The following is a 20,480-nucleotide window of genomic DNA, read 5'->3' as shown; positions in this document are numbered from 1 at the left end:
CCCCTACGGGCGCTCAGCCCCCACCGCGCCCGCGGGTGACTAATGGGCGGAGGGCAGATCGCCGGTCTCGGGATTCCGGATCGTCAGGCAGTACGTGCCGCCCGCAGGGTCCCGCATCACGATCCAGTGCGGCCCCCGCCACACCGTCTCGGCGCCGAAACCTTCGTGCCGGACGCGGTCCGCTTCGAGGTCGGAGCAGGAGAAGTCCAGGTGCGCCCCGGCGGGCCCGGCGTCGTCGAGACGCTGGAGCAGGATCCGCATCGGGAGCCGCGGCTCCGGCTCGACGAGGTGGAACTCCGGCCGCGATCCCGGCCGGGCGGACCATCCCGTGAACGCGGGCCAGAACGCCTTCTCCGCTTCGAACACCGCGGGCGGCACGTCCAGGCACATCTGGTCGAGACGGCTCGTCGTCCCGTCCGGCGCGACGAGCGGCTCGGGGCGGGCCTTCTCGCCCTCCCACCGCACCACGCAGAACAGCTGCCCACCCGGCGAGCGCAGGACCTCGAGGCCGTCCTCCGCGAAGACCGGGATGGCCCCGAGCGCACGGGCCTCGCGCGCCTTGGCGGCGACGTCTTCCACGGCGAAGTCCAGATGCGCGCCGCCGCCGGGTCCTTCGACCGCCTGCGCCTTCAGAACGGCGTCCGCGCCGTCCGGCAGCAGCGTCACGAACTGGTCGTCCTCACCCCGGAACGCGGAGAGCCGCGTCCCGGTGACCGCCGCCCAGAAGGCATGGGCCTGGGCGAACCGGTCCCTGGGCCGGTCCACGAAGGCGTGGACCCACTCGATCGTTCCGGGCGCCATGCTCATGCTCCTCAGCTCGTCGCGTCGGCAAGCGCCAGCTCGTGCAGCTGGTCCGGCGGGCCCGGCCGTGCGTAGTACCAGCCCTGCGCCGTGTCGCAGCCCAACTCTCGCAGCTGATCCGCCTGAGCGCCCGTCTCGACGCCCTCGACCGTGACCGCGAGGTCCAGGCTGTGGGCGAGCGCGACGATCCCTTCGACGATCTTCAGGTCGACGGGGTCGGCAGGGTAGTGCTGCATGCCCTGCGTGAAGGAGCGGTCGAGCTTGAGCACGCTCACCGGCAGACGGCGCAGATTGGCGAGGTTCGAGTAGCCCGTGCCGAAGTCGTCGAGCGCGATGTCCACGCCCATCTCGGAGAGCCGCCGCAGCGGCTTGAGCAGGTCGTCGTCGGCGCCGATGAGCGCGGACTCGGTCACTTCCAGGCACAGGGCGCCCGGTTCGAGCCCGGAGCGCTCCAGGATCTCCACCGTGTCCGACACCAGGTTGGGGTGGGTCAGCTGCATGGGCGAGAGGTTCACGTTCACGCGCAGCGGCCCGGCGTCCTTGTGCCGCGCCTCCCAGGTACGTGCCTGGCGAACCGATTCCTCGAGGACCCAGCGGCCGAGCGGCACGATCAGGCCGGTGTGCTCGGCCAGCGGGATGAACCGGTCGGGGCCGATGACGCCGTGCTGGGGATGCAGCCACCGCACCAGCGCCTCGGCGCCGCGCACACTGCCGTCGCCGAGGTGCACGAGGGGCTGGTACTCGATGAAGAACTCGCCCCGCTCCAGGGCCGCGGGCAGTGCGGTGGTCAGGCCGTGCCGGGTGATGGCGCGGGCGTCGGCCTCGGGGTCGGCGAGCTCGAAGCGGTTGCCGCCCGCGGACTTCGCGCGGTACATCGTGATGTCGGCGCTGCGAAGGACCTCCGCCGCGCCGCGCTCCCCGGCGGGGCCCTCGACTATGCCGATGCTGCCGCGCACGGTCAGTTCGCGGCCCTCGACGCGGATGGGCGTGGAGAGCGCGTGCATGATGCGTCCTGCGAGGTCGTCCACCTCGGCCTCGGTGTCGCTGCCCGTGGTCAGCGCCACGAACTCGTCGCCGCCGAGCCTGGCGACCATCTCGCCGGGCGCCGTGGCGCAGGACTGGAGCCGGTCGGCGACCTCGACGAGGAGCCGGTCGCCCGCCGCGTGCCCGAGGCTGTCGTTGACGGTCTTGAAGCCGTCGAGGTCGAGATAGCAGAGCCCGAACCGCGCGCCGTCGCCCGCCGCGAGGGCCTTCTCCAGGCGCTCGAAGAACAGCGTCCGGTTCGGCAGGCCGGTGAGCGCGTCGTGCGTGGCCTCGTAGCGAAGGCGCAGGTTGAGCAGTCGGCGCTCGGTGGTGTCCTCCATCAACGCCAGCTGGTACTGCGGCACTCCGTCCGCGTCACGCAGCAGCGAGACGGTCAGATTGGTCCACAGGACGGTGCCGTCGGGCCGGTAGAAGGCCTTCTCCACGCGGTAGTGCTCGCGCTCCCCGCGCACCAGCTCCTCGTAGAGCTTCCATACGTGGGGTGAGTCGTCGGGGTGCGTCCACTCCTCGACGTTGTGTCCGCGCACCTGGTTCTCCAGGCCGCCGAACATGCGGATCAGCGCGTCGTTCACCTCGAGGACCGTGCCGGTGAGGTCGGCGATGCTGATGCCGATCGCCGCGCCGTGGAAAACGGCACGGAAGCGGGCCTCGCTCGCGTGCAGGGCTTCGGCGACCGCGCTGCGGGCGTTCAGGGCGGCCCGGGATATCGCCTCCTGCTCGGCGAGCGTGCGCTCCTGCAGGGCGGCGGCGAAACCCGCGGCCAGGGCGTGCTGCAGGCGTGCGGAACGGGCCCGCAACTCCTCCTGGGGGCCCTCGTCGCCGCAGTAGAGGACGAGGTAGGCGTCCACGCAGTCGAGTGTGCGGCTCAGCGCCTCGGGATCGGTGCAGTGCGTGCCCACGAGCGCCGCGCCGATCGCCTGCCCCTCGGCCGCTTCGAAGACCCGCTCGTGCAGCGCGGCACGCAACCTACGGGCCAGTGGCACCAGTTGCTGCTCGAACTCGGGACGGGTCAGCGACGTCGCCGTCACCGGGAAGACGGCGCGGCTCCAGATGGTGGCGAACCTGCGCACTCTGTCCTCGGGCCCGTCCGGCTCCCCGCTCATGCCCTGCGCCCCACGCCGGCGAACCCGGAGAAGGTATACGGATCCTCCTCCTCGGGCGCGGTGTCGGGCCGCCAGCGCGGCATCGGCACGAGGCCGGGTTCCACCATGTCGTATCCCTCGAAGAACCGCGCGATCTCTTCGCGCGAGCGCATGATCAGTGGATTACGGATGTCCCTGTACACGCCGACGGTCTGACCGGCCTGCTCGGCGGGGATCGGCATCCCTTCGTATGAGGCGTGCGTGAGGACGATCACGCTGCCGGGCGCAATTGCGTCCCGCAGTTCAGCGACCGCTGTGTAGGGATCGTACGCGTCCTCAACGAAATGCAGGACGGCGACGAGAAGAAGGGCCACCGGGCGGTCCAGGTCGAGGAGTCCGTTGACCTCCGAACTGCCCAGAATGTCCAGTGGTTTGCGTAGATCCCCGGCGACGGCCACCGCCTTGTCGTTGCCCTTGAGCACGGCCCGGCCGTGCGCGACGGCCACCGCGTCGTGGTCGACGTACGCCACGCGGGCGTCCGGGTCCGCCTGCTGCGCGATCTCGTGGACGTTGCCGAAAGTGGGGATGCCCGAACCGATGTCGAGGAACTGGGTGATGCCCTCGTCCACGGCGAAACGCACTGCTCGGCGCATGAAGGCACGATTCGCCTGCATGATCTTGGGCAGCCCCGGCATGAACTCCATGGCCCGGCGGGCGGCGTCCCGGTCGACCTCGAAGTTGTGCGAACCGCCCAGGTAGTAGTCGTAGATGCGGGACACGCTGGGCATCGTGATGTCGATGCCCTGCGGGGCCCAGGCGGGACGCTCCATCAGGACTCCAAGACGTAGGCGAGGCGAGCCGGTGTTCGAAGTGAGGCTACTGATCGTCCGCCAAGGGAGCGAGTCAAAACGGAAATTGGCCGTCCGTTCTCGGTCACTGCCTGCGGCAAGTGCCGAGTATCAACCCAAAGAACCGGTCCGTTCCTTCCCCGGGGAGGGGAAAAGAACGGACCGGTAGACCGTACGCGAGGTGCTTCTGACAAGACCCCCTTCTCGGCCGGACTTCTTCTTCCGCACTTGCCTTCGGTACTGGCTCCTTCTGTGCGCCTATTTCCCGTACGTCTATTTCCCGTACGCCTGCTTCCCGGCTCCTTCCCGTGCGCCTACTTCGGCGCGCCGACAGGCTTTCCGTTCGGTCCTGCGGCGTACCAAGTGCCGCCTACACCTTGGCCGTTGGTGTCTCCGGGCTTCTTGTCACCGGAGAACGTGTACATCGGCCAGCAGTCGATCGTCTGCTGCTTCTGCCCGTCCGGGCGGTTGAAGACGACGAAGCCCTTCTTGAGGATTCCCTTGGTGTCGTTCTTGTCCACGGGCGCGACCACAGGCCACTTCTGGAGGCAGGCACCGGTGCACGCGGACTTCATCGGCCAGGCGGAGTCCTTCGTGAAGCGGTAGACGGTCATGCCGTTCTTGTCGACGACGATCTCCCCGAGCTTGGGGTCCTTGCGGGTGGAGAGCCCTGCCGGGTCGACGGGAGCCGTCTCGGCGGGGGGTTCGGCCTCGGCGGCGGGAGCGGCCTTCTTGCCGTCGGGCGCAGCCGCGTACCAAGTGCCGCCCACACCCTGGCCCTTGGCGTCACCGGCCTTGGTGTCCTTGGCGTACCGGTACATCGGCCAGCCGTCGATCGTCAGCTGCTTGCTGCCGTCTGACCTGGTGACCTCGCCCAGCAGGGACTTGTCCACGCCGGGCGCGGCTGCCGCGCCCTCCGGTGACGCGACGGGCCAGGTCGTGGCGCAGGCGCCGTCACAGTTCGACTTCGGAGGCTCGGCGGTGTCCTTGTCGAAGCGGTAGAGCGTGCGGCCCTCGCTGTCGGTGACGACCTTGCCGAGCTTCTTGCTGTCCCAGACAGCGAGTTGACCGGCGGCTTTCGCCTTCCCCGCCCCCTCTTTCGCGGCGCCCGTGTCGGCCCCGTACCCGTCACTCCCCGCTCCGTACCCGTTGTCCTTGGCCGGGGCCTGGTTGCCCACGTTCTGTCCGTTCGGCGACTGGTCCCCCTTTTCCTGACCGCACGCCGTCGTCAGCGCCAGCATGGCCGCAGCTGTCGCTACGAGCGAGGCGCTCCGCCAGGTCTTCATTTCTGTCTCCCGCTGTTGCTTGGGTGTCGCGCCGCTGAGTGCGTCACGCATGGCCCTAGGTACGGGTGGGAACGGCTGGTGCGTTCAACCGGCGTTCAAAATTCTTTTGTTCGTCAAGCACGCGCCCGGCGTCTCCCCCCTTCGGGCCATAGGAGGGCCGCAGCGGCGTGGCAGCGCGACAGGCTGACCATGATCCTTGACGTGCATGGATCCACGAAGCCCTCATCCGGCCTGGTCACACGCTTAGCCGCCCTTCTGGTGCTGACCTGGCTGCTCGGCTCGCCGGCTGCTGCGGCAGTGGCGGCGTCGGTCACCGCGCCCGCCGACAACTGCGCCTACGCCTCGATCGGCGACTCCCCCGGCGGTGACGCGGTGGCGGTCGCGGGCGACGGAGTGGTCTGCAGGGCGGGTCCCACACACCGCCCCAAGCCTCCGCCGCCTCCCCCTCCGCCACCGCCCGCTCCGGCCCCGCCACCGCGCCCGGAGCCGCGGGCGCCCGAGCCCCCTCCCCCACCGCCGCCACCGCCGGTCGCGCGTCCGGCTCCCGCCAAGCCCGCGCCACCACCACCGCCGCCCCCGCCACCGGCGCCGCCGAGTCCGAAGCCGACCCCCACCGTCGACCACAAGGCCGAGCCGGCTCCGGTGAGTTACCCCTCGTACCGCACCGCTCCACGTAACCCGCCGCCCCGCGGCGGCCCGTCCCTGGTCTCGCTCACCCTGCTCATCACCGCACCCGCGGTGCTCGCCGTCGCCGCGCTGCGGCCTCGCTGACCGTCGGAGGTCCCATGTCGGAATGGCTTGTTCTCACCCTCGCGATGGCCGCCGCGTGCGGCGTCGTCCTGATCGTCACCTTCCTGCGGCACCGCAGGACGAGCCCGGACTACGACGCTTCGGAGACCCCGGACGTCATCGAGTACATGACGATGATGATCGGCGTGGTGTACGCCATCGTCCTTGGTCTGGCCATCGCCGGAGTCTGGGAGGCCCGCAGCGTCGCCCAGGACCATGTGCACGCCGAGGCCCAGGCGTTGCACGAGGTGTCCGAGCGGGCGCGGGTCTACCCGACCGACGTCCGCGAGCGCATCCGTACGGATGTAGACGCTTATGTCAGCCATGTCGTCACCACCGAGTGGGACTCCATGGCCGACCACGGCGAACTCACCGACCGCGGCGCCCAACTCCTCACCCGTGTACGCCACGACGTCACCGACTACCAGCCAAAGTCCGATTTCGAGGCCCAGGCCTACCAGCCGCTCGTCGACGCGGTCGCGGCCGCATCCGACGCGCGCAACTCCCGTGGCGACAGCGCAGGGGCCACCATGCCCGGAGTCGTCTGGTTCGGGCTGATCACCGGCGGACTGGTCACCGTCGGCATGATCTTCACCCTGCAGATCCGCCGCACCCCGCGCGAACTCATCCTCGCGGGGCTGTTCTCGGCCTTGATCGCCTTCCTGCTCTTCCTCATCTGGGACTTCGACGCCCCCTACAGCCGTGGCGTCGCGGCCACACCGGAACCGTTCCGCGCGCTCTTCGGCAACCTCGGCGGCGGATGAGAACGGGTCAGAACCGAAAGCGGCCCCACCAAGTACGTGGTGGGGCCGCTTTTCTGACGCTCATCCGAAGCTCACCCGACGCTCACCCGAAGCTCACCCGAAGCTCACTCAGCGATGATCGACGCGACCTGGGTGAGGGAGTCGATCCGCCAGTCCGCGGCCTCGACGACGGCCGGATCGTCGGCCCACCAGTGCCCCCAGGGACCGCGTCGGATGTGCGCCGTTCTCAACCCGGCCGCCTTCGCCGGGTAGATGTCGTTCGCGGGATGGTCGCCGACGTACAGCGTCCGCTCCGGCTCGGCCTGAGCCGCCTCGATCACCCTGGCGAAGAACGACGGATCCGGTTTCGCCACTCCCCACTCGCCCGAGGTGGCGACGAGATCGGCGGGCAGATCAAGGCCACGCAGCAACTCGCCCACGCGAGACGTCTGGTTGCCTGCGACGACGACACGCAGACCCTGCTTGCGCAGCCCACCCAGAGCGGGGCGCACATCGGGGTAGAGGTCGGTCTCGGCCAGGTGCTCACCACGCCCCGCGACCTCGCGGGCGTGATAGGCGGCAGCGACGTCTATGTCCGGGCTCAGCAGCCGCAGCGCTTCGGTATTGTCGCGGCCCCGCGTGACGACACCGCCCACGAGCGCGGAGACGGTGTGACGGGGCACGCCGAGCCAATCGGCCCAGGATGCCCAGTAGCGGTCATCTTTGGTGAGGGTCTCCCCCACGTCGAAAACGACGGTCTCAATCATCGGCCCCAGCCTATGGCGCCACCACACCCGAACGGCCGCCTGACCCGCACCCCGCAGGGGGAATCACAGGTACGCCACGCTGATCGGTCCCGTATAGACGCGGCGGACACCCCGGCTCCTCGACACCGGCTTCGCACACGGGTCCGTAAACCATGCTGCGCGGCGGCCCCGCGCGGCGCACTCTGGTGGCATGACCTGGCAGACACCCATCATCGTCCACCCGCCCGCTCCCGACGGCGGACGCCGGGTCACTGTGCGCGGGGAGGACGTCGGCGTCGCGCGCGACGACCGTGACCTGGTGGAATTCCTGCGCCGCGCAGGCCTCGGAGACGCCGACATAGCCCTCGACGACCCGCACCTCGTGGAGTGGCGCGGCAGCGGGGCGCATGTGTGGGCCAAGGGGTCCTGAGCTTCCTCCTCCCGGGGCACATCACGGCGGATCCCGGGCAGTATCCGGGTCGCGTTCCCCGGCCCTCTACCCGACTCGCCCCCAAACTCCCGTCACCAACCCCGCGACACCCCGCCATGTTCCCCTGTACGGCCCACACCGTTGCCCCGTTCGCGCGACTGCGATCGCGGGCGCGCGGCTCCCTGCTTAGCGTTTGCGGCATCGAGGCGCATATCAGGTGAAAGCGGAAGAAGCTCCGCGGCTGCTCCTCGGAGACCCGGAGGAATCATCATGCGCGCGATACGCGTCGCCTCGGCCACTCTTCTCGCCGCCACGGCCCTGACCCTCACCGCCTCCACCGCTTCCGCGGCCGTCGCGGACGACAACGACACGAACGACCACAACATCACCTCGTTCGGCTTCCGCGTCACCCCGTCCACGATCGCCGCGGGCGGTCAGGTCACGCTCAGCGTGGACGGCTGCGAAAGCGAAGCCTCAGCCACCTCCGGGGTCTTCGACGACGCCCATATCCCCAAAGGGCAGCAGTCCGTCTCCGCGATGGTCTTCCCCGACGCCAAACCCGGCGCGATGTACGAGGTGACCTTCAAGTGCGGGGAGGAGACGGGGACCACGGACCTCACCATCGCCACCGGCCGACCGACCTCGCACCCCACCTCGCATCCGACCGGGCCCGTCCACCATGGGGTCAAGGCCGGGGTCGGCGGCAGCCTCGGCGGCTTCGACCTGCACGAGATCGCCCTCGGCGGCGCCCTGATCGTGGGCACGCTCGGCACCGCGTACTACTGGACCCGTCGCCGCACCGGGGACGGCAACTCCTGACGAACCGCCCTTGACCGGCGCGGAAGGGGGACGCGCCGGTCAGGGAGGCGGAACGGTCGACACCCGACGTGCGAGTGACGGGTGCGGTGCGGGTCACGGGTGTGCCGGTGCTCGGCGTGCGGTTGCCGTCAGATGCCGCGCCCCGCGTTCTCCGAGCGGCGGCGCATCCAGAACACCCCGCCACCGACCACGGCGGCCGCCACGAGCACCCCGCCGATCGCCATGTCGGTACTGGTCGCCCCGGCGCTGCTGCTGCCGCCGAGACCACCGCGGACACCGCCGTGGATGACGGTGAACGCGTTGGGCTTGGTGAGGGGCGCGCTGCTGCCGCAGTGGACGGTGATGCTGTGGGCCCCCGGCGACGCGTGATGGTGGATCGTGGTGTTCGCGCTGGCCGTGCCGCCGCCCATGGTCTTCAGCTTGGTGTCGGGGAAGGCGTCCGACGTGACCTTGCTGCCGACGGCCTGGCAGGCCGAGCCGTCGACCGTCACCGTCAGCTGCCCCCCTCTGGGGATCACGCTCGGCATGGCGACGATGTTGGACGGATCGGCCCAGGCCGATGCCGTCGGGGCGGCGAGGCCGACGACGGCACCCGCGGTGACTGCGACCGCGAGGGCACGAGTGGTGCGCATACGAGAAGTACGCATGTGAATCCTCCGCGGAAGACGCCCCGGGGTAACCGTCCCCGGTCGATCGGCGAGAGCGCCTCCCAAACAGACCCTCAGATGCCCTGCACACGCACGCATTTCGACGCTCGGCCGTACTGGTGAGGCGACACGCCGAAGCGCGAACGTACAAGCCGATATTGCCGCAGGTCACGGACCGTCAGAAATTTCCTGCGGACCGCGACTCGGATGGCTCATGCCCGGTATGGGCGCCACCCGTTCGCTCCCGCTCTGTCGCCCGCCGCGCGCGCCGCGCTTAGCGTTCTTGTACGCGCAACGGACGCGGTTCGAATGCCGCGTTGAGAGGGGATCAGAGAATGCCTTCGTCCCAGCCGGCCGATGAGGAGGAGCAGCAGAGGAAGCGCGCGCCGTGGGGCGTCATGGCGCTTGTTCTGCTGACCGGCCTCGCGCTGATCCGGAATGGCTCAGGGGAATTCGACGTGGGTCCGCCCCAGCCGGCATCGGCCGCCGCGGCGGACCAGGCACCCGACGGCGCGGGCCAGGGCATCACGCCGCTGACGTTCTCCCCCGCCGCGCGGGTGGGGATCAAGGGAATCCGGGTGGATGCCCCGGTCATGCCCGTCGGGCTCGACGCGGAGGGCTGGGTGGACGCGCCGCCGGCGGAGGACCCGAACCTCGCAGGATGGTTCACCGGAGCCGTCTCGCCGGGCGAGAAGGGCACGTCCGTGATCGTCGGCCATGTGGACAATGAGCAGGGGCCCGCCGTCTTCTACGGCCTGGGCTCGCTGAAGAAGGGAAACCGCGTCGAGGTTCTGCGCAGGGACCGCAGGACCGCGGTCTTCGAGATCTATGGAATCGAAGTGTTCGAGAAGGACGATTTCCCGGGACGCCGCGTCTACAAGGACAAGGGGACTCCGGAACTCCGCGTCATCACCTGCGGCGGTGGATTCTCCAAGCAGGCCGGGTACGACGGGAATGTCGTCGTTTTCGCCCGCCTGGTGGACGTGCGCTGACGGCGAATGCGTCGGCGGAACACGGCAGCACCGGGCGGGCGAAATCCCGTTCTGAATTCCGGATCGGCTCCGGACCGATTCAGCTGGATCCGGCTAGATTCCGTAGCGGCTCGGCAAGCTGATCCGGTACCCCGAATCGATGAGCTCGGGGAGATACGTCCGCAGCGCGTCGACGCTCTGGGACCGGTCGCCGCCCGCGTCGTGCGAGAGCACGACCACTCCGGGTCCCGCACCGGCCCGTACGCGCCGGATGATCGTGCGGGTACCGGGCTCGGTCCAGTCCAGGGTGTCGACGGTCCAGGCCAGCGGCTCCATGCCCAGGTCGGCGCCCAGCTGGAAGGCGTTGCGGTTCCAGGCTCCGTAGGGGGCGCGGAACCAGGCCGGGGGTTCGCCCACGGCGTCCTCGACGACCTCGCTGGTGCGCTCGATCTCCTCGCGCATCGCGTTCCGGCTCATCTTCGGAAGGAGCGGATGCGTCCAGGTGTGGTTGCCGATCAGATGCCCGTCGTAGGCCATCTCGCGCAGCAGATCCTTGTTGTCGACGGCCATCTCGCCGCAGACGAAGAACATCGCGCGCACGTCGTAGCGGCGCAGGGTGCGCAGGATGCCCGGTGTGTAGCGGGGGTCGGGTCCGTCGTCGAAGGTCAGCACCATGGCGCGGTCCTGCCCGTCCATGCGCAGGATCGGCTCCTTGCGGACGCGGGGCCGGGTCCGTGCGGCCCCCGCAGGGCCGCTGCCCGCCATGGGCTGGAGGCGGTACGCGGAGGGCTTGAGGGGGCGTGCGGCAGGTGGGCCACCGGCCGCCGCGCCGCTGGGAGCCGCTGGTCCCGGCGTGCCCGGCGTCTCCGTGCCCGGACCCTCCGTTCCCGCGCAACCGGCGGTCGCGGCCAGACCGAAGACAGCGGCGCCGCGAAGGAGCGCGCGACGCCCTGGAGTCATTTGATCCTTTTTCATGACTAATCCGTCGCATGGCGGAAGCCCTGGGCGGACCATCAACACCACGGCGGACCGCGAAAGCACCCGATGGGACCATCAGGAGGGCGAGGGAGATCAGCGACGCCGCACCAGCGGGAAGGGCAGCGTCTCGCGGATCGTCAGGCCGGTGAGGAACATGACGAGCCGGTCGACGCCGATGCCGAGCCCGCCGGTGGGCGGCATCGCGTACTCCAGGGCGTCGAGGAAGTCCTCGTCCAGTTCCATCGCCTCCGGGTCTCCCCCCGCGGCGAGCAGGGACTGCGCGGTGAGACGGCGGCGCTGCTCGACGGGGTCGGTCAACTCCGAGTAAGCGGTGCCCAGTTCGGTACCGAAGGCGACCAGGTCCCAGCGCTCGGCGAGGCGCGGGTCGGTGCGGTGCTGCCGGGTCAGCGGGGAGACGTCGGTCGGGAAGTCCTTGTAGAAGGTGGGCAGCTTCGTCTTCTCCTCGACAAGGCGCTCGTACATCTCAAGGACGACGTCCCCGCGGCCGTCGTCAGGCTGGTACGGGACGTCCGCGCGGTCACAGAGCCGGTGCAGCCGCACCAGCGGGGTGTCCGCGTCGACCTCGTCGCCGAGAGCTTCGGAGAGCGCGCCGTAGACCGTCTTCACCGGCCACGGTCCGGAGATGTCATGCTCGGTGAGCCTCCCGTCCGCATCGGCCTTGTGGGCGACGGGTGCGCCGAAGGCGGCGGTGGCGGCGCCCTGGATGAGTTCGCGGGTGAGGTCGAGCATGACGTCGTAGTCGGCGAACGCCTGGTAGGCCTCCAGCATCGTGAACTCGGGGTTGTGCTTGTAGCTCACGCCCTCGTTGCGGAAGGTACGGCCCATCTCGAAGACCTTCTCCATGCCGCCGACGCAGAGCCGCTTCAGATACAGCTCGGGCGCGATGCGCAGATAGAGGTCGAGGTCGTAGGCGTTGATGTGGGTGGTGAAGGGGCGGGCGTTGGCGCCCCCGTGGATCTGCTGGAGCATCGGCGTCTCGACCTCTAGATAGCCGCGGTCCAACAGGCCCTGGCGCAGGGCCTGTACAGCAGTGGACCGGGCCCGTACGACGTCGCGGGCGTCGGGGCTCGCGACCAGATCGAGGTAGCGGCGGCGGACCTTGGCCTCGGGGTCGGTGAGTCCGCGGTGCTTGTCGGGCAGCGGGCGCAGGCACTTGCCGGTGAGCTGCCAGCCGGTGACGAAGACGGTGAGCTCACCCTTGTCGCTGGCGCCGACCGTGCCGGTGGCGATGATGTGGTCGCCGATGTCCGTGCCGGAGGTGAAGCGGTCAAGGACGTCCGGGCCGGACCGGTCCCGGGTCAGGGCGAGCTGGCGGTCGCCGGACCAGTCGCGCAGGGCCGCGAAGACGACCCCTCCGAAGTCGCGTACGAGCATGACGCGGCCCGCGACCGTGACCCGCTCCCCCGTCAGGGCGGGCGTCACATCGGCGAGGGTGTGGGTGCGCGGCGGGAGGCCCACGGGGTAGGGGTCGACTCCCTCGGCGCGCAGCCTGTCGAGCTTGTGGTGGCGGATGCGGACCTGGTCGGGCAGCGCGGCCAGGGGGTCGGCGTCCGCGGCGTCCCCCTGCCCCGCGAGACCGAGGGCGGAGATCGGCGGGAGGGCCTCCGTGCCGACGGGCTTGGTGACGCCCTTGGGCCCATGGCCCTTGCCCCAGAGCTTGCGCAGCGAGGGCACGGAGACGAAGCCCTCCGCGATGCCCGACGCGAGGCTGATCCGGGCCAGGGCCCCGGCATCGCCGTAACAGATGAAGCGGGGATACCACTCGGGGTGGTACTTGGCGTTGGAGCGGTAGAGCGCTTCGAGCTGCCACCACTTGGAGAAGAACAGGAGCAGCTTGCGCCACAGGCGAAGGACGGGACCGGCTCCGATGCGGGCGCCCTCCTCGAAGACCGAACGGAACACGGCGAAGTTCAGGGAGATGCGGCGCACCCCGAACTTGCCCGCGCCCGCGCAGAGTTCCGCGACCATGAACTCCATGACCCCGTTGGGCGCGGACGCCCGGTCGCGGCGCATCAGATCCAGGGAGATGCCGTCCTTGCCCCAGGGGACCAGCGAGAGCAGGGCGATGAGCCGTCCTTCGGCGTCCAGGGCCTCGACGAGCAGACAGTCGCCGTCCTCGGGGTCGCCGAGGCGGTCGAGCGCCATCGAGAAGCCGCGCTCGGTCTCGGTGTCCCGCCAGGCATCCGCCCTGTCGACGATCTCCTCCATCTCCTCGTCGGTGAGGGTGGAGTGGCGGCGGACGCGGGTGGTGGCGCCGGTGCGGCGGACGCGGTTCACGGCCTGCCGGGTGACGCGCATGTCGCGGCCGTCCAGGTCGAAGGCCGCGATGTGCAGGATCGCCTCGTCGCCGAGCTGGAGCGCGCCGAGCCCGGAGCGCGCGAAGGCGGTGGCGCCCTCCTCGGACGCGCCCATCACGGCCGGGGCCCAGGCGTACCGCCGGGCCACGTCGAGCCAGGCGCCGATCGCGTGCGGCCAGGCCTCGCGGTCGCCCACCGGGTCGCCGCTCGCCAGGCAGACGCCCGCCTCGACGCGGTAGGTGACGGCCGCCTTGCCGCTGGGCGAGAAGACGACGGCCTTGTCGCGCCGGGTGGCGAAGTAGCCGAGCGAGTCCTGAGCGCCGTAGGTGCCGAGCAGCGCACGGATGCGGGGTTCCTCGTCGCCGTGCAGGGCGGCTTCCATGCGCTGGGAGCGGAAGAGCGTCGCGGCCGCGTTCAGGAGAGCGAGGGCGCCGAAGAGGCCGAGCCAGAAGTGCAGGGCACGCGGGGGTCTGCCGTCGAAGTAGTCGCCGCCGGTGAAGAGCCCGCCGCAGACGCGGTCCGCCGCCCACAGCAGGGCGTGGCCGCGCGGCAGCGACCCGGGAAAGAGCGCGACGAGGCCCCAGCCGACCAGGATCGCCACGGCGAGGCCCGCGACAAGTACGACCACGGCCCGCCGGACCGCCCCGCGACGTGAGTCCGCGGAGAACTCCTTGCGGGCCAGGACGAGCAGGACGAGGGCGATGGAGCAGACGACGAGGGAAGGGATCGAGTCCGCCCAGAAGCCGAGGGCGATACCCAGGACGTCGAAGGCGAGGAGGAGCCCCAGATAGACGACGACCAGCCACCACGCGACCTTCTTGCGGGCCGCTGTCGCCCCTGCGAGGAGGAAGAGGAAGACGGCGTACGCCAGGTTGGGGCTCACCGGCACCGTGAGGAGGTCGAGGACGCGGACCACCGGGCGCAGGAGGTGGCGCAGCGGGGCGATGACCGCGAGGATCGCGCAGAAGAGGCCCAGGGTGCCGAAGAAGGTGGCGAATCCCTCCGGCACGCGTCTGAGGAAGCGGGCCTTCGCGCCCTGCGGCGGTGCGGTGCGGGGCCTCTCCACGCTGGTGCTCATGGATCGACCCTAGGAAGGGCTGCGCCGCCCCGCTCGTCGGAGCGTCGGCGTGCGTCCCGGATACCGCCGCCCACAGCGGAAGCGGAACGACGGCTCCGATAGCCTCTCGGCTGTGACTGAAGACCACTCCCACCAGTTCGAACGCGGTACGGACGGCCCGAAGGTGATCGTCGTCGGTGTCGACGGCTCGGACTCCTCGCTCCGGGCCGCGTCATATGCCGGAGGCCTGGCGCGGCGACAGCACGCGCTCCTCGCCGTCGTCTATATCCAGCCGGTGATGGCCGCGGGCGCCGCGCTCGGCGCCCCGGTGGCCGAGGCGACCGATGAGATCGCCGAGTCCCTGATCGCCGAGATCAGAGACGCCGCCGAGCGGGTGAAGGACATATTCGACGTGCGCTGGGAGTTCCACACCTTCCGCGGCGACCCCTACAGCGGTCTGGTCGCCGCGGCGGACGACCTCACCGCCGACGCCGTGGTCGTCGGAGCCTCCGAGCAGGCGGGCCACCGTATCGTCGGCTCGGTCGCGGTACGCCTGGTCAAGGCGGGTCGCTGGCCCGTCACCGTGGTGCCGTAACCCACAGCCGCCAGACTGCTGAACCCTCACAGGTATGGCGGGTGTGGTGTCTTCCGTCATGCCCACGCCTGGGCCATCATGATCCGCCATCAGCCGACTGCCGTCTGCGAAGAGGTGGAGCTCATGGCGGGACTCCGGATGGGGCACGGCGTGCTGCGCCGAAAGCCCATCGAAAGCATCGAAGAAACCGAAGGCGCGGAGGGCGGCGGGCTCTCCCGCTCGCTCGGCCTCTGGCAGCTCACCGCGATCGGTGTCGGCGGCATCATCGGCGCCGGCATCTTCACCCTCGCCGGAACGGTGGCCAACGGCACGGCCGGGCCCGCCGTCCTCATCTCCTTCCTCATCGCCGGTGTCGCGAGCGCGGCGGCCGCCTTCTCGTACGCCGAGTTCGCGGGCCTCATCCCGAAGGCGGGATCGGCGTACACCTACGGCTATGTGGTGCTCGGCGAGCTCACGGGCTGGTTCATCGGCTGGGACCTGCTCCTGGAGTACACGGCGATCGTGGCGGTGGTCGCGATCGGCATCTCGGGCTACTTCAACTTCCTGATCAACGACATGGGCGCGCAACTGCCCCACTGGATGCTGGGAGCGCCCGGCACGGGCGACGGGCACAAGGTCGACCTGTTCGCGGCGGTACTGTGCCTGCTCATCGCCTACCTCCTGACCCTCGGCATCAAGAACGCGGCGCGCTTCGAGATGATCGTGGTCGTGCTGAAGGTCATCGTCGTACTGATCGTCATCGCGGTCGGCTTCTTCCACATCAACACCGGGAACTACAAGCCGTTCTTCCCCTTCGGTGTCAGCGGGGCGTTCACGGGCGCGGCGACGGTCTTCTTCGCCGTGTTCGGGTACGACGCGATGAGCACCGCCGCAGAGGAGTCCAAGGACGCGCAGCGGCACATGCCGAAGGCGATCCTCTACTCGCTCGCGATCTCGATGGTCCTGTACGTACTCGCCTGCCTCGTCCTGACGGGCATGCAGAGTTACAAGGACATCGACCCGGAGAGCGGCTTCTCCACCGCGTTCAAGTCGGTGGGCCTGGGCGGGCTCGCCGATGTCATCGCGGTTGGCGCCATCATCGGCATCCTCACCGTGATGTTCACCTTCATGCTCGGCGTCACCCGCGTGTGGTTCAGCATGTCGCGCGACGGGCTGCTTCCGAAGTGGTTCGCCAAGACGCACAGGACCCGGCACGTACCGACGCGCGTGACGTGGATCGTCGGGTTCGCCTCTGCCGCCATCGCCGGGTTCTTGCCGATCGGCGAGGCGGCAGAACTGACCAACATCGGAATCCTGTTGGCGTTCGTCGTGGTGTGCGTGGCGGTGATCGTGCTCCGCTACAAGCAGCCCGGACTCCCGCGCACGTTCCGCTGCCCCGGGATGCCGGTGGTGCCCGCCATCGGGGTCGTCTTCTCGATCTGGCTGATCACGTTCCTGCAGTGGCAGACGTGGGTGCGGTTCGCGGTGTGGTTCGCGATCGGTCTCGTCGTCTACTTCGGGTACTCGTACCGGAAGTCCGAGCTCGCCAAGACCGACCGCGTTTCCTAGCAGGGTCGCTGTTTTCTGGTGGCGTCGCTGTTTCCTGGCGGGGTCGCTCAGGCGCTCTCGATGGACTTCTGGAACTCGCGGGCCATCTGCTCCAGGCCCTTGTTCTTCCACTCCGCCCAGAAGGGCTTCCACTCGCTCAGCTTCTTGCGGCCGCTCACGATGTCGTTGACGAGGTCGGTCGCCTCCGTCGACATGCGGCCGTAGTGCTGCGTATACGCGTCCGAGTAGTGGCCGACGACCGGGTTCTGAATGGCGGTCTCGATGAGCTTCTGCTCGGCCGCGTACACGTCCTTGACGTCCTGGGCGCGCTCCGTGCCCGGGAAGGCCGACGCGATGAGCGCGAAGGGTGAGGTGGTTGCCGTGGTCAGTCCGCTGTAGAGGCCCTCGACCTGCTGCTTGCCCTTCTTCGTACGCTCCGGGAAGCCGTTCTTGTCGTACGTGAAGTCCTCGCCCTCGGTGCCGTACTCGAGGAACTCGCGCTCCTTGCTGCCGAACGGTGCCGCCAGGTAGTTGAGCACGCCGAGGAGCATGCGCACCCGCTTCTCGTCGCCCTTCTTGATCGCGGTGTAGCCGATGGTGCCGAGGTGGTAGTGGTGGTTGGGCTTGTTGCCTCCCGCGGCGAACGGGATCATGATCTCGGCGGCCACCGACGGGTCCTGGACGCGGATCTCCTGGCGGGCGTTGAAGGGGGTGGCGTGCACGGTGGCGCCGATCGTGCCCTGCGCCATCTTGATGTTCGCGTCGGCCATCTTGGGGTTCCCGGGATAGAAGACGCCCGCCTTCTTCAGCTTGAGCACGAAGTTGAGCGCTTCCTCGTACTCGTCGGTGTCCTGGAACCAGGTGAGCGAACCGTCCTTGTTCTGCCGCCACTTGTTGGGGGCGCCGAAACACTGACTCATCACGCTCGCCGTGTTGACGTAGATCGGCTCAAGTGCCCAGGTCTTCCCGCCGGTGACCTCCTTGCACTTGGCGAGGAACTCCTCCGGGCCACTCGCCTGGATCCCGTCCGCCTTCTCCCAGACCTCGGGATTGCCCGCGTAGACCTGGCCGAACGCGGGGTACGGCACCGGCGCGCCCCAGATCTTGCCGTTGACCACCGCCGTCTTCCAGTGCGCCGGTGTCATCGCGGCGAGGTTCGGATAGTCCTTCACCGCGTCGCCCGACACGTACTCCGTGATGTCCGCGCACTTGGCTTCGAGGAGTTCGGCGATGTGCTGGATGCCTTGGTTGGGGGGAATCCACAGGAGGTCGGGCAGCTCGCCACCGGCGATCGTGGAGGAGAACTTCTCCTCGTAGCCGGGGTCGGTGCCCAGGATCGCGGTGAGCTCGACGCCGAGCTCCTTGTCGACCTTCTTCCAGTGCGCGTTGGAGTCCCTGGGCAGCGGCGGCTGCGTCCAGATCTCGGTCAGCACCGTGATCTTCGATCCGTCGCCGGGGGTCTTCGGGACGCTGCGCACCAAGTCCTTCGGATACGAGAGGAACCCCGCCGAGAGGCCCTTGACGTTCGGCGGCAGATCGGGCTTGACCTTGCTGAAAGGAACGTACGAAGGCAGCTTCACCTTCGACGATGCCGCCTCACCCGTCTTCTTCGCGCCCGAGCCGCAGCCCGTGAGCGAAGTGGCGGCAGCGCCCGCCGCGACGGCCGTGGAGAGACTGAGGAAGGTGCGTCGGGACATGCCTGTCATGGGAATCTCCGCAAAAGGTGTCAGGGGGTGTCAGGGGTCGTCGTCGGGGGGCGGTTCAGCCCTTGATGGCGCCGGTGAGCACGCCCTTGGTGAAGTACTTCTGCAGGAACGGGAAGAGCAGCAGGATCGGGATGAGCGCGATCATGACGACGGCCATGGAGATCGACTGCTGGGGCGGCATGTGGCTGACGCCGAGCTGGTCGCCCGAGATGGACTTGCCCTGGACCACGTAGGTGCGCAGGACCAGTTGGATGGGCCACTTGCCCGAGTCGTTGAGGTAGAGCATCGCGTTGAAGAAGGCGTTCCAGTACGTCACCGCGTAGAAGAGGCCGACGACGGCGACGACGCCCTTGGAGAGGGGCAGCACGATGCGGGTCAGGATCCGCCAGTCGCCCGCGCCGTCGATCCGCGCCGCCTGGTACAGCTCCTCGGGGATGTTCATGAAGAATGCCCGCAGGACGACGAGGTTGAAGGCGTTGATCATGACGGACAGGATCAACGACCAGTAGGAGTCGAGGAGTCCGAGCTCCTTGACCACCACGTACATCGGCACCATGCCCGGCACGAAGAGCAGTGTGAAGAGCACCATCAGGAGGATCGGCTTGCTGCCGGGGACGCCGCGCTTGCTGAGGCCGTACGCGAGGGCGATCGTCGTCAGGAGCGAGAGTGCCGTGCCGACGAGCGTGATCAGGACGCTGACGACGACGGCACGGGAGACGATGCCTCCGGAGAGGATCGTCCGGTACGCCTCCAGGGTCGGGTCCGTGGGGAAGAGGACGAAGCCGCCCGCATCGGTGATCTCCTTGCGGGAGGCGAGGCTGGTGGAGAGCACCGTGACGAAGGGCAGGATCATCACGGCGCAGATGACCGTGATGACGACGGCCTTGGCGGTCGAGCCGATCTTCGTGGGCGGCTCTTCCCAGGCGGGCCGCTCCTCGCGGGTACGCGGGGTGCGCTGGGTACGCAGGGGGAATCCGAAGCTGCTCATTTGCTGTACACCCCGTGCTCTCCGAAGGCGTGGGCGACCTTGTTGGCGCCGTAGATCATCAAGGCCCCGATGACGCCCTTGACCAGGCCCGCGGCGGCGCCGACGCCCCAGTCGCCGTAGACGACGCCGTGGTAGTAGATGTACGTGTCGAGGACTTCCGACGCGCGGGCGCCGACCGCGTCGCGCTGGAGCAGGAACTGCTCGAAGCCGACGGAGAGGACGTCGCCGAGGCGGAGCACGAGCAGCATGATCGTGACGCCGCGCACGGCGGGCAGCGTGACGTGCCACATGCGGCGCCAGCGTCCCGCTCCGTCGACGGCCGCCGACTCGTACAGGCTCTGGTCGACGCTCGCGAGCGCCGCCAGGTAAATGATCATGCCCCAGCCGATGTCCTTCCAGATCACCTGTCCGGTGATGAGGAGGGAGAAGGTGTCGGGGTCGGTCATTACGTCCAGGGCGGACATGCCGTGGTCGCGCAGGTAGTTGCTGAAGAGACCCGCACCGCCGAGGACCTGCTGGAAGAGCGCGACGACCAGGACCCAGGAGATGAAGTGCGGCAGATAGACGACGCTCTGCACGAACTTCTTGATGCGCGGGCTGACCAGGCTGTTGATAAGGAGGGCGAGGGCAAGAGGTGCAGGGAAGAAGAAGATCAGCTGGAGCGCGGCGAACGCCAGGGTGTTGCGGACCGCCTCCCAGAACGCCGGGTCGGCGAAGAGCTCCTGGAAGTTGGCGAGGCCCACCAGGGGGCTGTCCTTGAAGCCGATGAAGGGCTGGTAGTCCTGGAAGGCGATGACGTTGCCGAGCATCGGGACGTAGAAGAAGAACAGGAAGAAGAGCAGGCCAGGGGCCATGAGGGCGAGCATCACCCAGTTGTTCCGCAGTCGAACGCGGAGCGGTACGCGGCGGTGGCGCGGCGGGCCCGGGGACTTCGGATCCGATTTCGGATCCGACCCGGGTGGTGGCGGCGACGCGGCACGTGGCCTGCGTTGCGTTGCTGGGGATGTCACACGTACTCCCTGGCCTGGCGGCACGACGGAACAGAAAATGGCAGCCGACAGCCGGGACGGCCGTCGGGAGTCGGCCAATTAAGAAGCCAACTTGC

The 20,480-nt window shown here is 69.1% G+C and carries 18 protein-coding genes; 7 read left to right on the top strand and 11 right to left on the bottom strand.

The window, feature by feature from the left end; genetic code table 11:
* Positions 1–39: 39 nt before the first annotated feature.
* The 4 genes from ACFQ7F_RS13920 to ACFQ7F_RS13905 all read right to left on the bottom strand — a co-directional run bounded on the left by ACFQ7F_RS13920 (position 40) and on the right by ACFQ7F_RS13905 (position 5,061).
* Positions 40–807 carry a VOC family protein gene (locus ACFQ7F_RS13920; RefSeq protein ID WP_383270100.1) on the bottom strand — a complete coding sequence of 256 codons (768 nt, stop codon included), beginning with the start codon at positions 805–807 and terminating at the stop codon, positions 40–42.
* Between the two features lie 5 nt (positions 808–812).
* A complete protein-coding gene (locus ACFQ7F_RS13915) occupies positions 813–2,948 on the bottom strand; it encodes a putative bifunctional diguanylate cyclase/phosphodiesterase (protein WP_383270098.1) in 2,136 nt (711 codons plus the stop codon).
* Positions 2,945–3,757 carry an SAM-dependent methyltransferase gene (locus tag ACFQ7F_RS13910; protein WP_383270096.1) on the bottom strand — a complete coding sequence of 271 codons (813 nt, stop codon included), beginning with the start codon at positions 3,755–3,757 and terminating at the stop codon, positions 2,945–2,947. Before ACFQ7F_RS13910 ends, ACFQ7F_RS13915 begins: the two co-directional genes overlap by 4 nt.
* 332 nt (positions 3,758–4,089) lie before the next feature.
* Positions 4,090–5,061 (bottom strand): SCO0930 family lipoprotein, encoded by a 972-nt coding sequence (locus ACFQ7F_RS13905; protein WP_383270094.1) that lies wholly within the window; start codon positions 5,059–5,061, stop codon positions 4,090–4,092.
* Between the two features lie 201 nt (positions 5,062–5,262).
* On the opposite strand from ACFQ7F_RS13905, the gene ACFQ7F_RS13900 reads away from it, so the two are divergent.
* Both ACFQ7F_RS13900 and ACFQ7F_RS13895 read left to right on the top strand, forming a co-directional pair.
* Positions 5,263–5,832, top strand: coding sequence for a hypothetical protein (locus ACFQ7F_RS13900; RefSeq protein WP_383270092.1), 570 nt, complete (start codon positions 5,263–5,265; stop codon positions 5,830–5,832).
* Between the two features lie 14 nt (positions 5,833–5,846).
* The gene (locus ACFQ7F_RS13895) at positions 5,847–6,614 is read left to right on the top strand and encodes a hypothetical protein (protein ID WP_383270091.1); all 768 of its coding nucleotides are present in this window, start codon (positions 5,847–5,849) and stop codon (positions 6,612–6,614) included.
* 104 nt (positions 6,615–6,718) lie between these two features.
* On the opposite strand, the gene ACFQ7F_RS13890 is transcribed toward ACFQ7F_RS13895, so the two are convergent.
* The gene (locus ACFQ7F_RS13890; protein ID WP_383270090.1) at positions 6,719–7,360 is read right to left on the bottom strand and encodes an HAD family hydrolase; all 642 of its coding nucleotides are present in this window, start codon (positions 7,358–7,360) and stop codon (positions 6,719–6,721) included.
* 190 nt (positions 7,361–7,550) lie between these two features.
* Here ACFQ7F_RS13890 and ACFQ7F_RS13885 point away from each other — a divergent pair, with 190 nt between their 5' ends.
* On the top strand, positions 7,551–7,769 hold the full coding sequence (locus ACFQ7F_RS13885; RefSeq protein ID WP_383270088.1) for a hypothetical protein: 219 nt from the start codon (positions 7,551–7,553) through the stop codon (positions 7,767–7,769).
* A 270-nt stretch (positions 7,770–8,039) separates the two neighbouring features.
* A complete protein-coding gene (locus tag ACFQ7F_RS13880; RefSeq protein ID WP_383270087.1) occupies positions 8,040–8,588 on the top strand; it encodes a hypothetical protein in 549 nt (182 codons plus the stop codon).
* A 128-nt stretch (positions 8,589–8,716) separates the two neighbouring features.
* Here the strand turns inward: ACFQ7F_RS13880 and ACFQ7F_RS13875 are convergent, their stop codons facing one another.
* Positions 8,717–9,220 (bottom strand): hypothetical protein, encoded by a 504-nt coding sequence (locus ACFQ7F_RS13875; protein ID WP_383270085.1) that lies wholly within the window; start codon positions 9,218–9,220, stop codon positions 8,717–8,719.
* Positions 9,221–9,570: 350 nt separating this feature from the next.
* On the opposite strand from ACFQ7F_RS13875, the gene ACFQ7F_RS13870 reads away from it, so the two are divergent.
* Entirely contained in the window at positions 9,571–10,227 is a 657-nt protein-coding gene (locus ACFQ7F_RS13870; protein ID WP_383270084.1) for a class F sortase, read from the top strand.
* Between the two features lie 93 nt (positions 10,228–10,320).
* On the opposite strand, the gene ACFQ7F_RS13865 is transcribed toward ACFQ7F_RS13870, so the two are convergent.
* Both ACFQ7F_RS13865 and lysX read right to left on the bottom strand, forming a co-directional pair.
* Positions 10,321–11,181, bottom strand: coding sequence for a polysaccharide deacetylase family protein (locus ACFQ7F_RS13865; protein WP_383270082.1), 861 nt, complete (start codon positions 11,179–11,181; stop codon positions 10,321–10,323).
* 96 nt (positions 11,182–11,277) lie between these two features.
* On the bottom strand, positions 11,278–14,580 hold the full coding sequence (gene lysX / locus ACFQ7F_RS13860) for a bifunctional lysylphosphatidylglycerol synthetase/lysine--tRNA ligase LysX (RefSeq protein WP_383270080.1): 3,303 nt from the start codon (positions 14,578–14,580) through the stop codon (positions 11,278–11,280).
* A gap of 112 nt (positions 14,581–14,692) precedes the next feature.
* Here lysX and ACFQ7F_RS13855 point away from each other — a divergent pair, with 112 nt between their 5' ends.
* Positions 14,693–15,154 (top strand): universal stress protein, encoded by a 462-nt coding sequence (locus ACFQ7F_RS13855; RefSeq protein ID WP_383270079.1) that lies wholly within the window; start codon positions 14,693–14,695, stop codon positions 15,152–15,154.
* Positions 15,155–15,277: 123 nt separating this feature from the next.
* Positions 15,278–16,702 carry an amino acid permease gene (locus ACFQ7F_RS13850; RefSeq protein ID WP_383270077.1) on the top strand — a complete coding sequence of 475 codons (1,425 nt, stop codon included), beginning with the start codon at positions 15,278–15,280 and terminating at the stop codon, positions 16,700–16,702.
* A gap of 47 nt (positions 16,703–16,749) precedes the next feature.
* Here ACFQ7F_RS13850 and ACFQ7F_RS13845 read toward each other — a convergent pair whose 3' ends face one another.
* From ACFQ7F_RS13845 to ACFQ7F_RS13835, 3 genes are all read right to left on the bottom strand, one after another.
* Positions 16,750–18,378 carry a hypothetical protein gene (locus tag ACFQ7F_RS13845; protein ID WP_383270076.1) on the bottom strand — a complete coding sequence of 543 codons (1,629 nt, stop codon included), beginning with the start codon at positions 18,376–18,378 and terminating at the stop codon, positions 16,750–16,752.
* A gap of 64 nt (positions 18,379–18,442) precedes the next feature.
* Positions 18,443–19,375, bottom strand: a complete 933-nt coding sequence (locus ACFQ7F_RS13840) for a carbohydrate ABC transporter permease (protein ID WP_383270074.1) — start codon at positions 19,373–19,375, stop codon at positions 18,443–18,445.
* On the bottom strand, positions 19,372–20,229 hold the full coding sequence (locus ACFQ7F_RS13835) for an ABC transporter permease (protein ID WP_383270072.1): 858 nt from the start codon (positions 20,227–20,229) through the stop codon (positions 19,372–19,374). The genes ACFQ7F_RS13840 and ACFQ7F_RS13835 overlap by 4 nt, the downstream gene beginning before the upstream one ends.
* Positions 20,230–20,480: the final 251 nt, after the last annotated feature.

Source organism: Streptomyces sp. NPDC056486 (assembly GCF_042795295.1).
GTDB lineage: Bacteria > Actinomycetota > Actinomycetes > Streptomycetales > Streptomycetaceae > Streptomyces.
Note: the sequence above shows the minus strand (reverse complement) of the source record. Positions and strands in the feature narration are given on the sequence as shown.

Coding starts and splice junctions, on each gene's coding strand:
- ACFQ7F_RS13895 (WP_383270091.1), top strand. CDS start 5,847: ATGTCGGAATGGCTTGTTCTCACCCTCGCGATGGCCGCCGCGTGCGGC.
- ACFQ7F_RS13845 (WP_383270076.1), bottom strand. CDS start 18,378: ATGTCCCGACGCACCTTCCTCAGTCTCTCCACGGCCGTCGCGGCGGGC.
- ACFQ7F_RS13905 (WP_383270094.1), bottom strand. CDS start 5,061: ATGAAGACCTGGCGGAGCGCCTCGCTCGTAGCGACAGCTGCGGCCATG.
- ACFQ7F_RS13870 (WP_383270084.1), top strand. CDS start 9,571: ATGCCTTCGTCCCAGCCGGCCGATGAGGAGGAGCAGCAGAGGAAGCGC.
- ACFQ7F_RS13915 (WP_383270098.1), bottom strand. CDS start 2,948: ATGAGCGGGGAGCCGGACGGGCCCGAGGACAGAGTGCGCAGGTTCGCC.
- lysX (WP_383270080.1), bottom strand. CDS start 14,580: ATGAGCACCAGCGTGGAGAGGCCCCGCACCGCACCGCCGCAGGGCGCG.
- ACFQ7F_RS13850 (WP_383270077.1), top strand. CDS start 15,278: ATGGCGGGACTCCGGATGGGGCACGGCGTGCTGCGCCGAAAGCCCATC.
- ACFQ7F_RS13920 (WP_383270100.1), bottom strand. CDS start 807: ATGAGCATGGCGCCCGGAACGATCGAGTGGGTCCACGCCTTCGTGGAC.
- ACFQ7F_RS13875 (WP_383270085.1), bottom strand. CDS start 9,220: ATGCGCACCACTCGTGCCCTCGCGGTCGCAGTCACCGCGGGTGCCGTC.
- ACFQ7F_RS13890 (WP_383270090.1), bottom strand. CDS start 7,360: ATGATTGAGACCGTCGTTTTCGACGTGGGGGAGACCCTCACCAAAGAT.
- ACFQ7F_RS13910 (WP_383270096.1), bottom strand. CDS start 3,757: ATGGAGCGTCCCGCCTGGGCCCCGCAGGGCATCGACATCACGATGCCC.
- ACFQ7F_RS13885 (WP_383270088.1), top strand. CDS start 7,551: ATGACCTGGCAGACACCCATCATCGTCCACCCGCCCGCTCCCGACGGC.
- ACFQ7F_RS13880 (WP_383270087.1), top strand. CDS start 8,040: ATGCGCGCGATACGCGTCGCCTCGGCCACTCTTCTCGCCGCCACGGCC.
- ACFQ7F_RS13835 (WP_383270072.1), bottom strand. CDS start 20,229: ATGGCCCCTGGCCTGCTCTTCTTCCTGTTCTTCTTCTACGTCCCGATG.
- ACFQ7F_RS13840 (WP_383270074.1), bottom strand. CDS start 19,375: ATGAGCAGCTTCGGATTCCCCCTGCGTACCCAGCGCACCCCGCGTACC.
- ACFQ7F_RS13865 (WP_383270082.1), bottom strand. CDS start 11,181: ATGAAAAAGGATCAAATGACTCCAGGGCGTCGCGCGCTCCTTCGCGGC.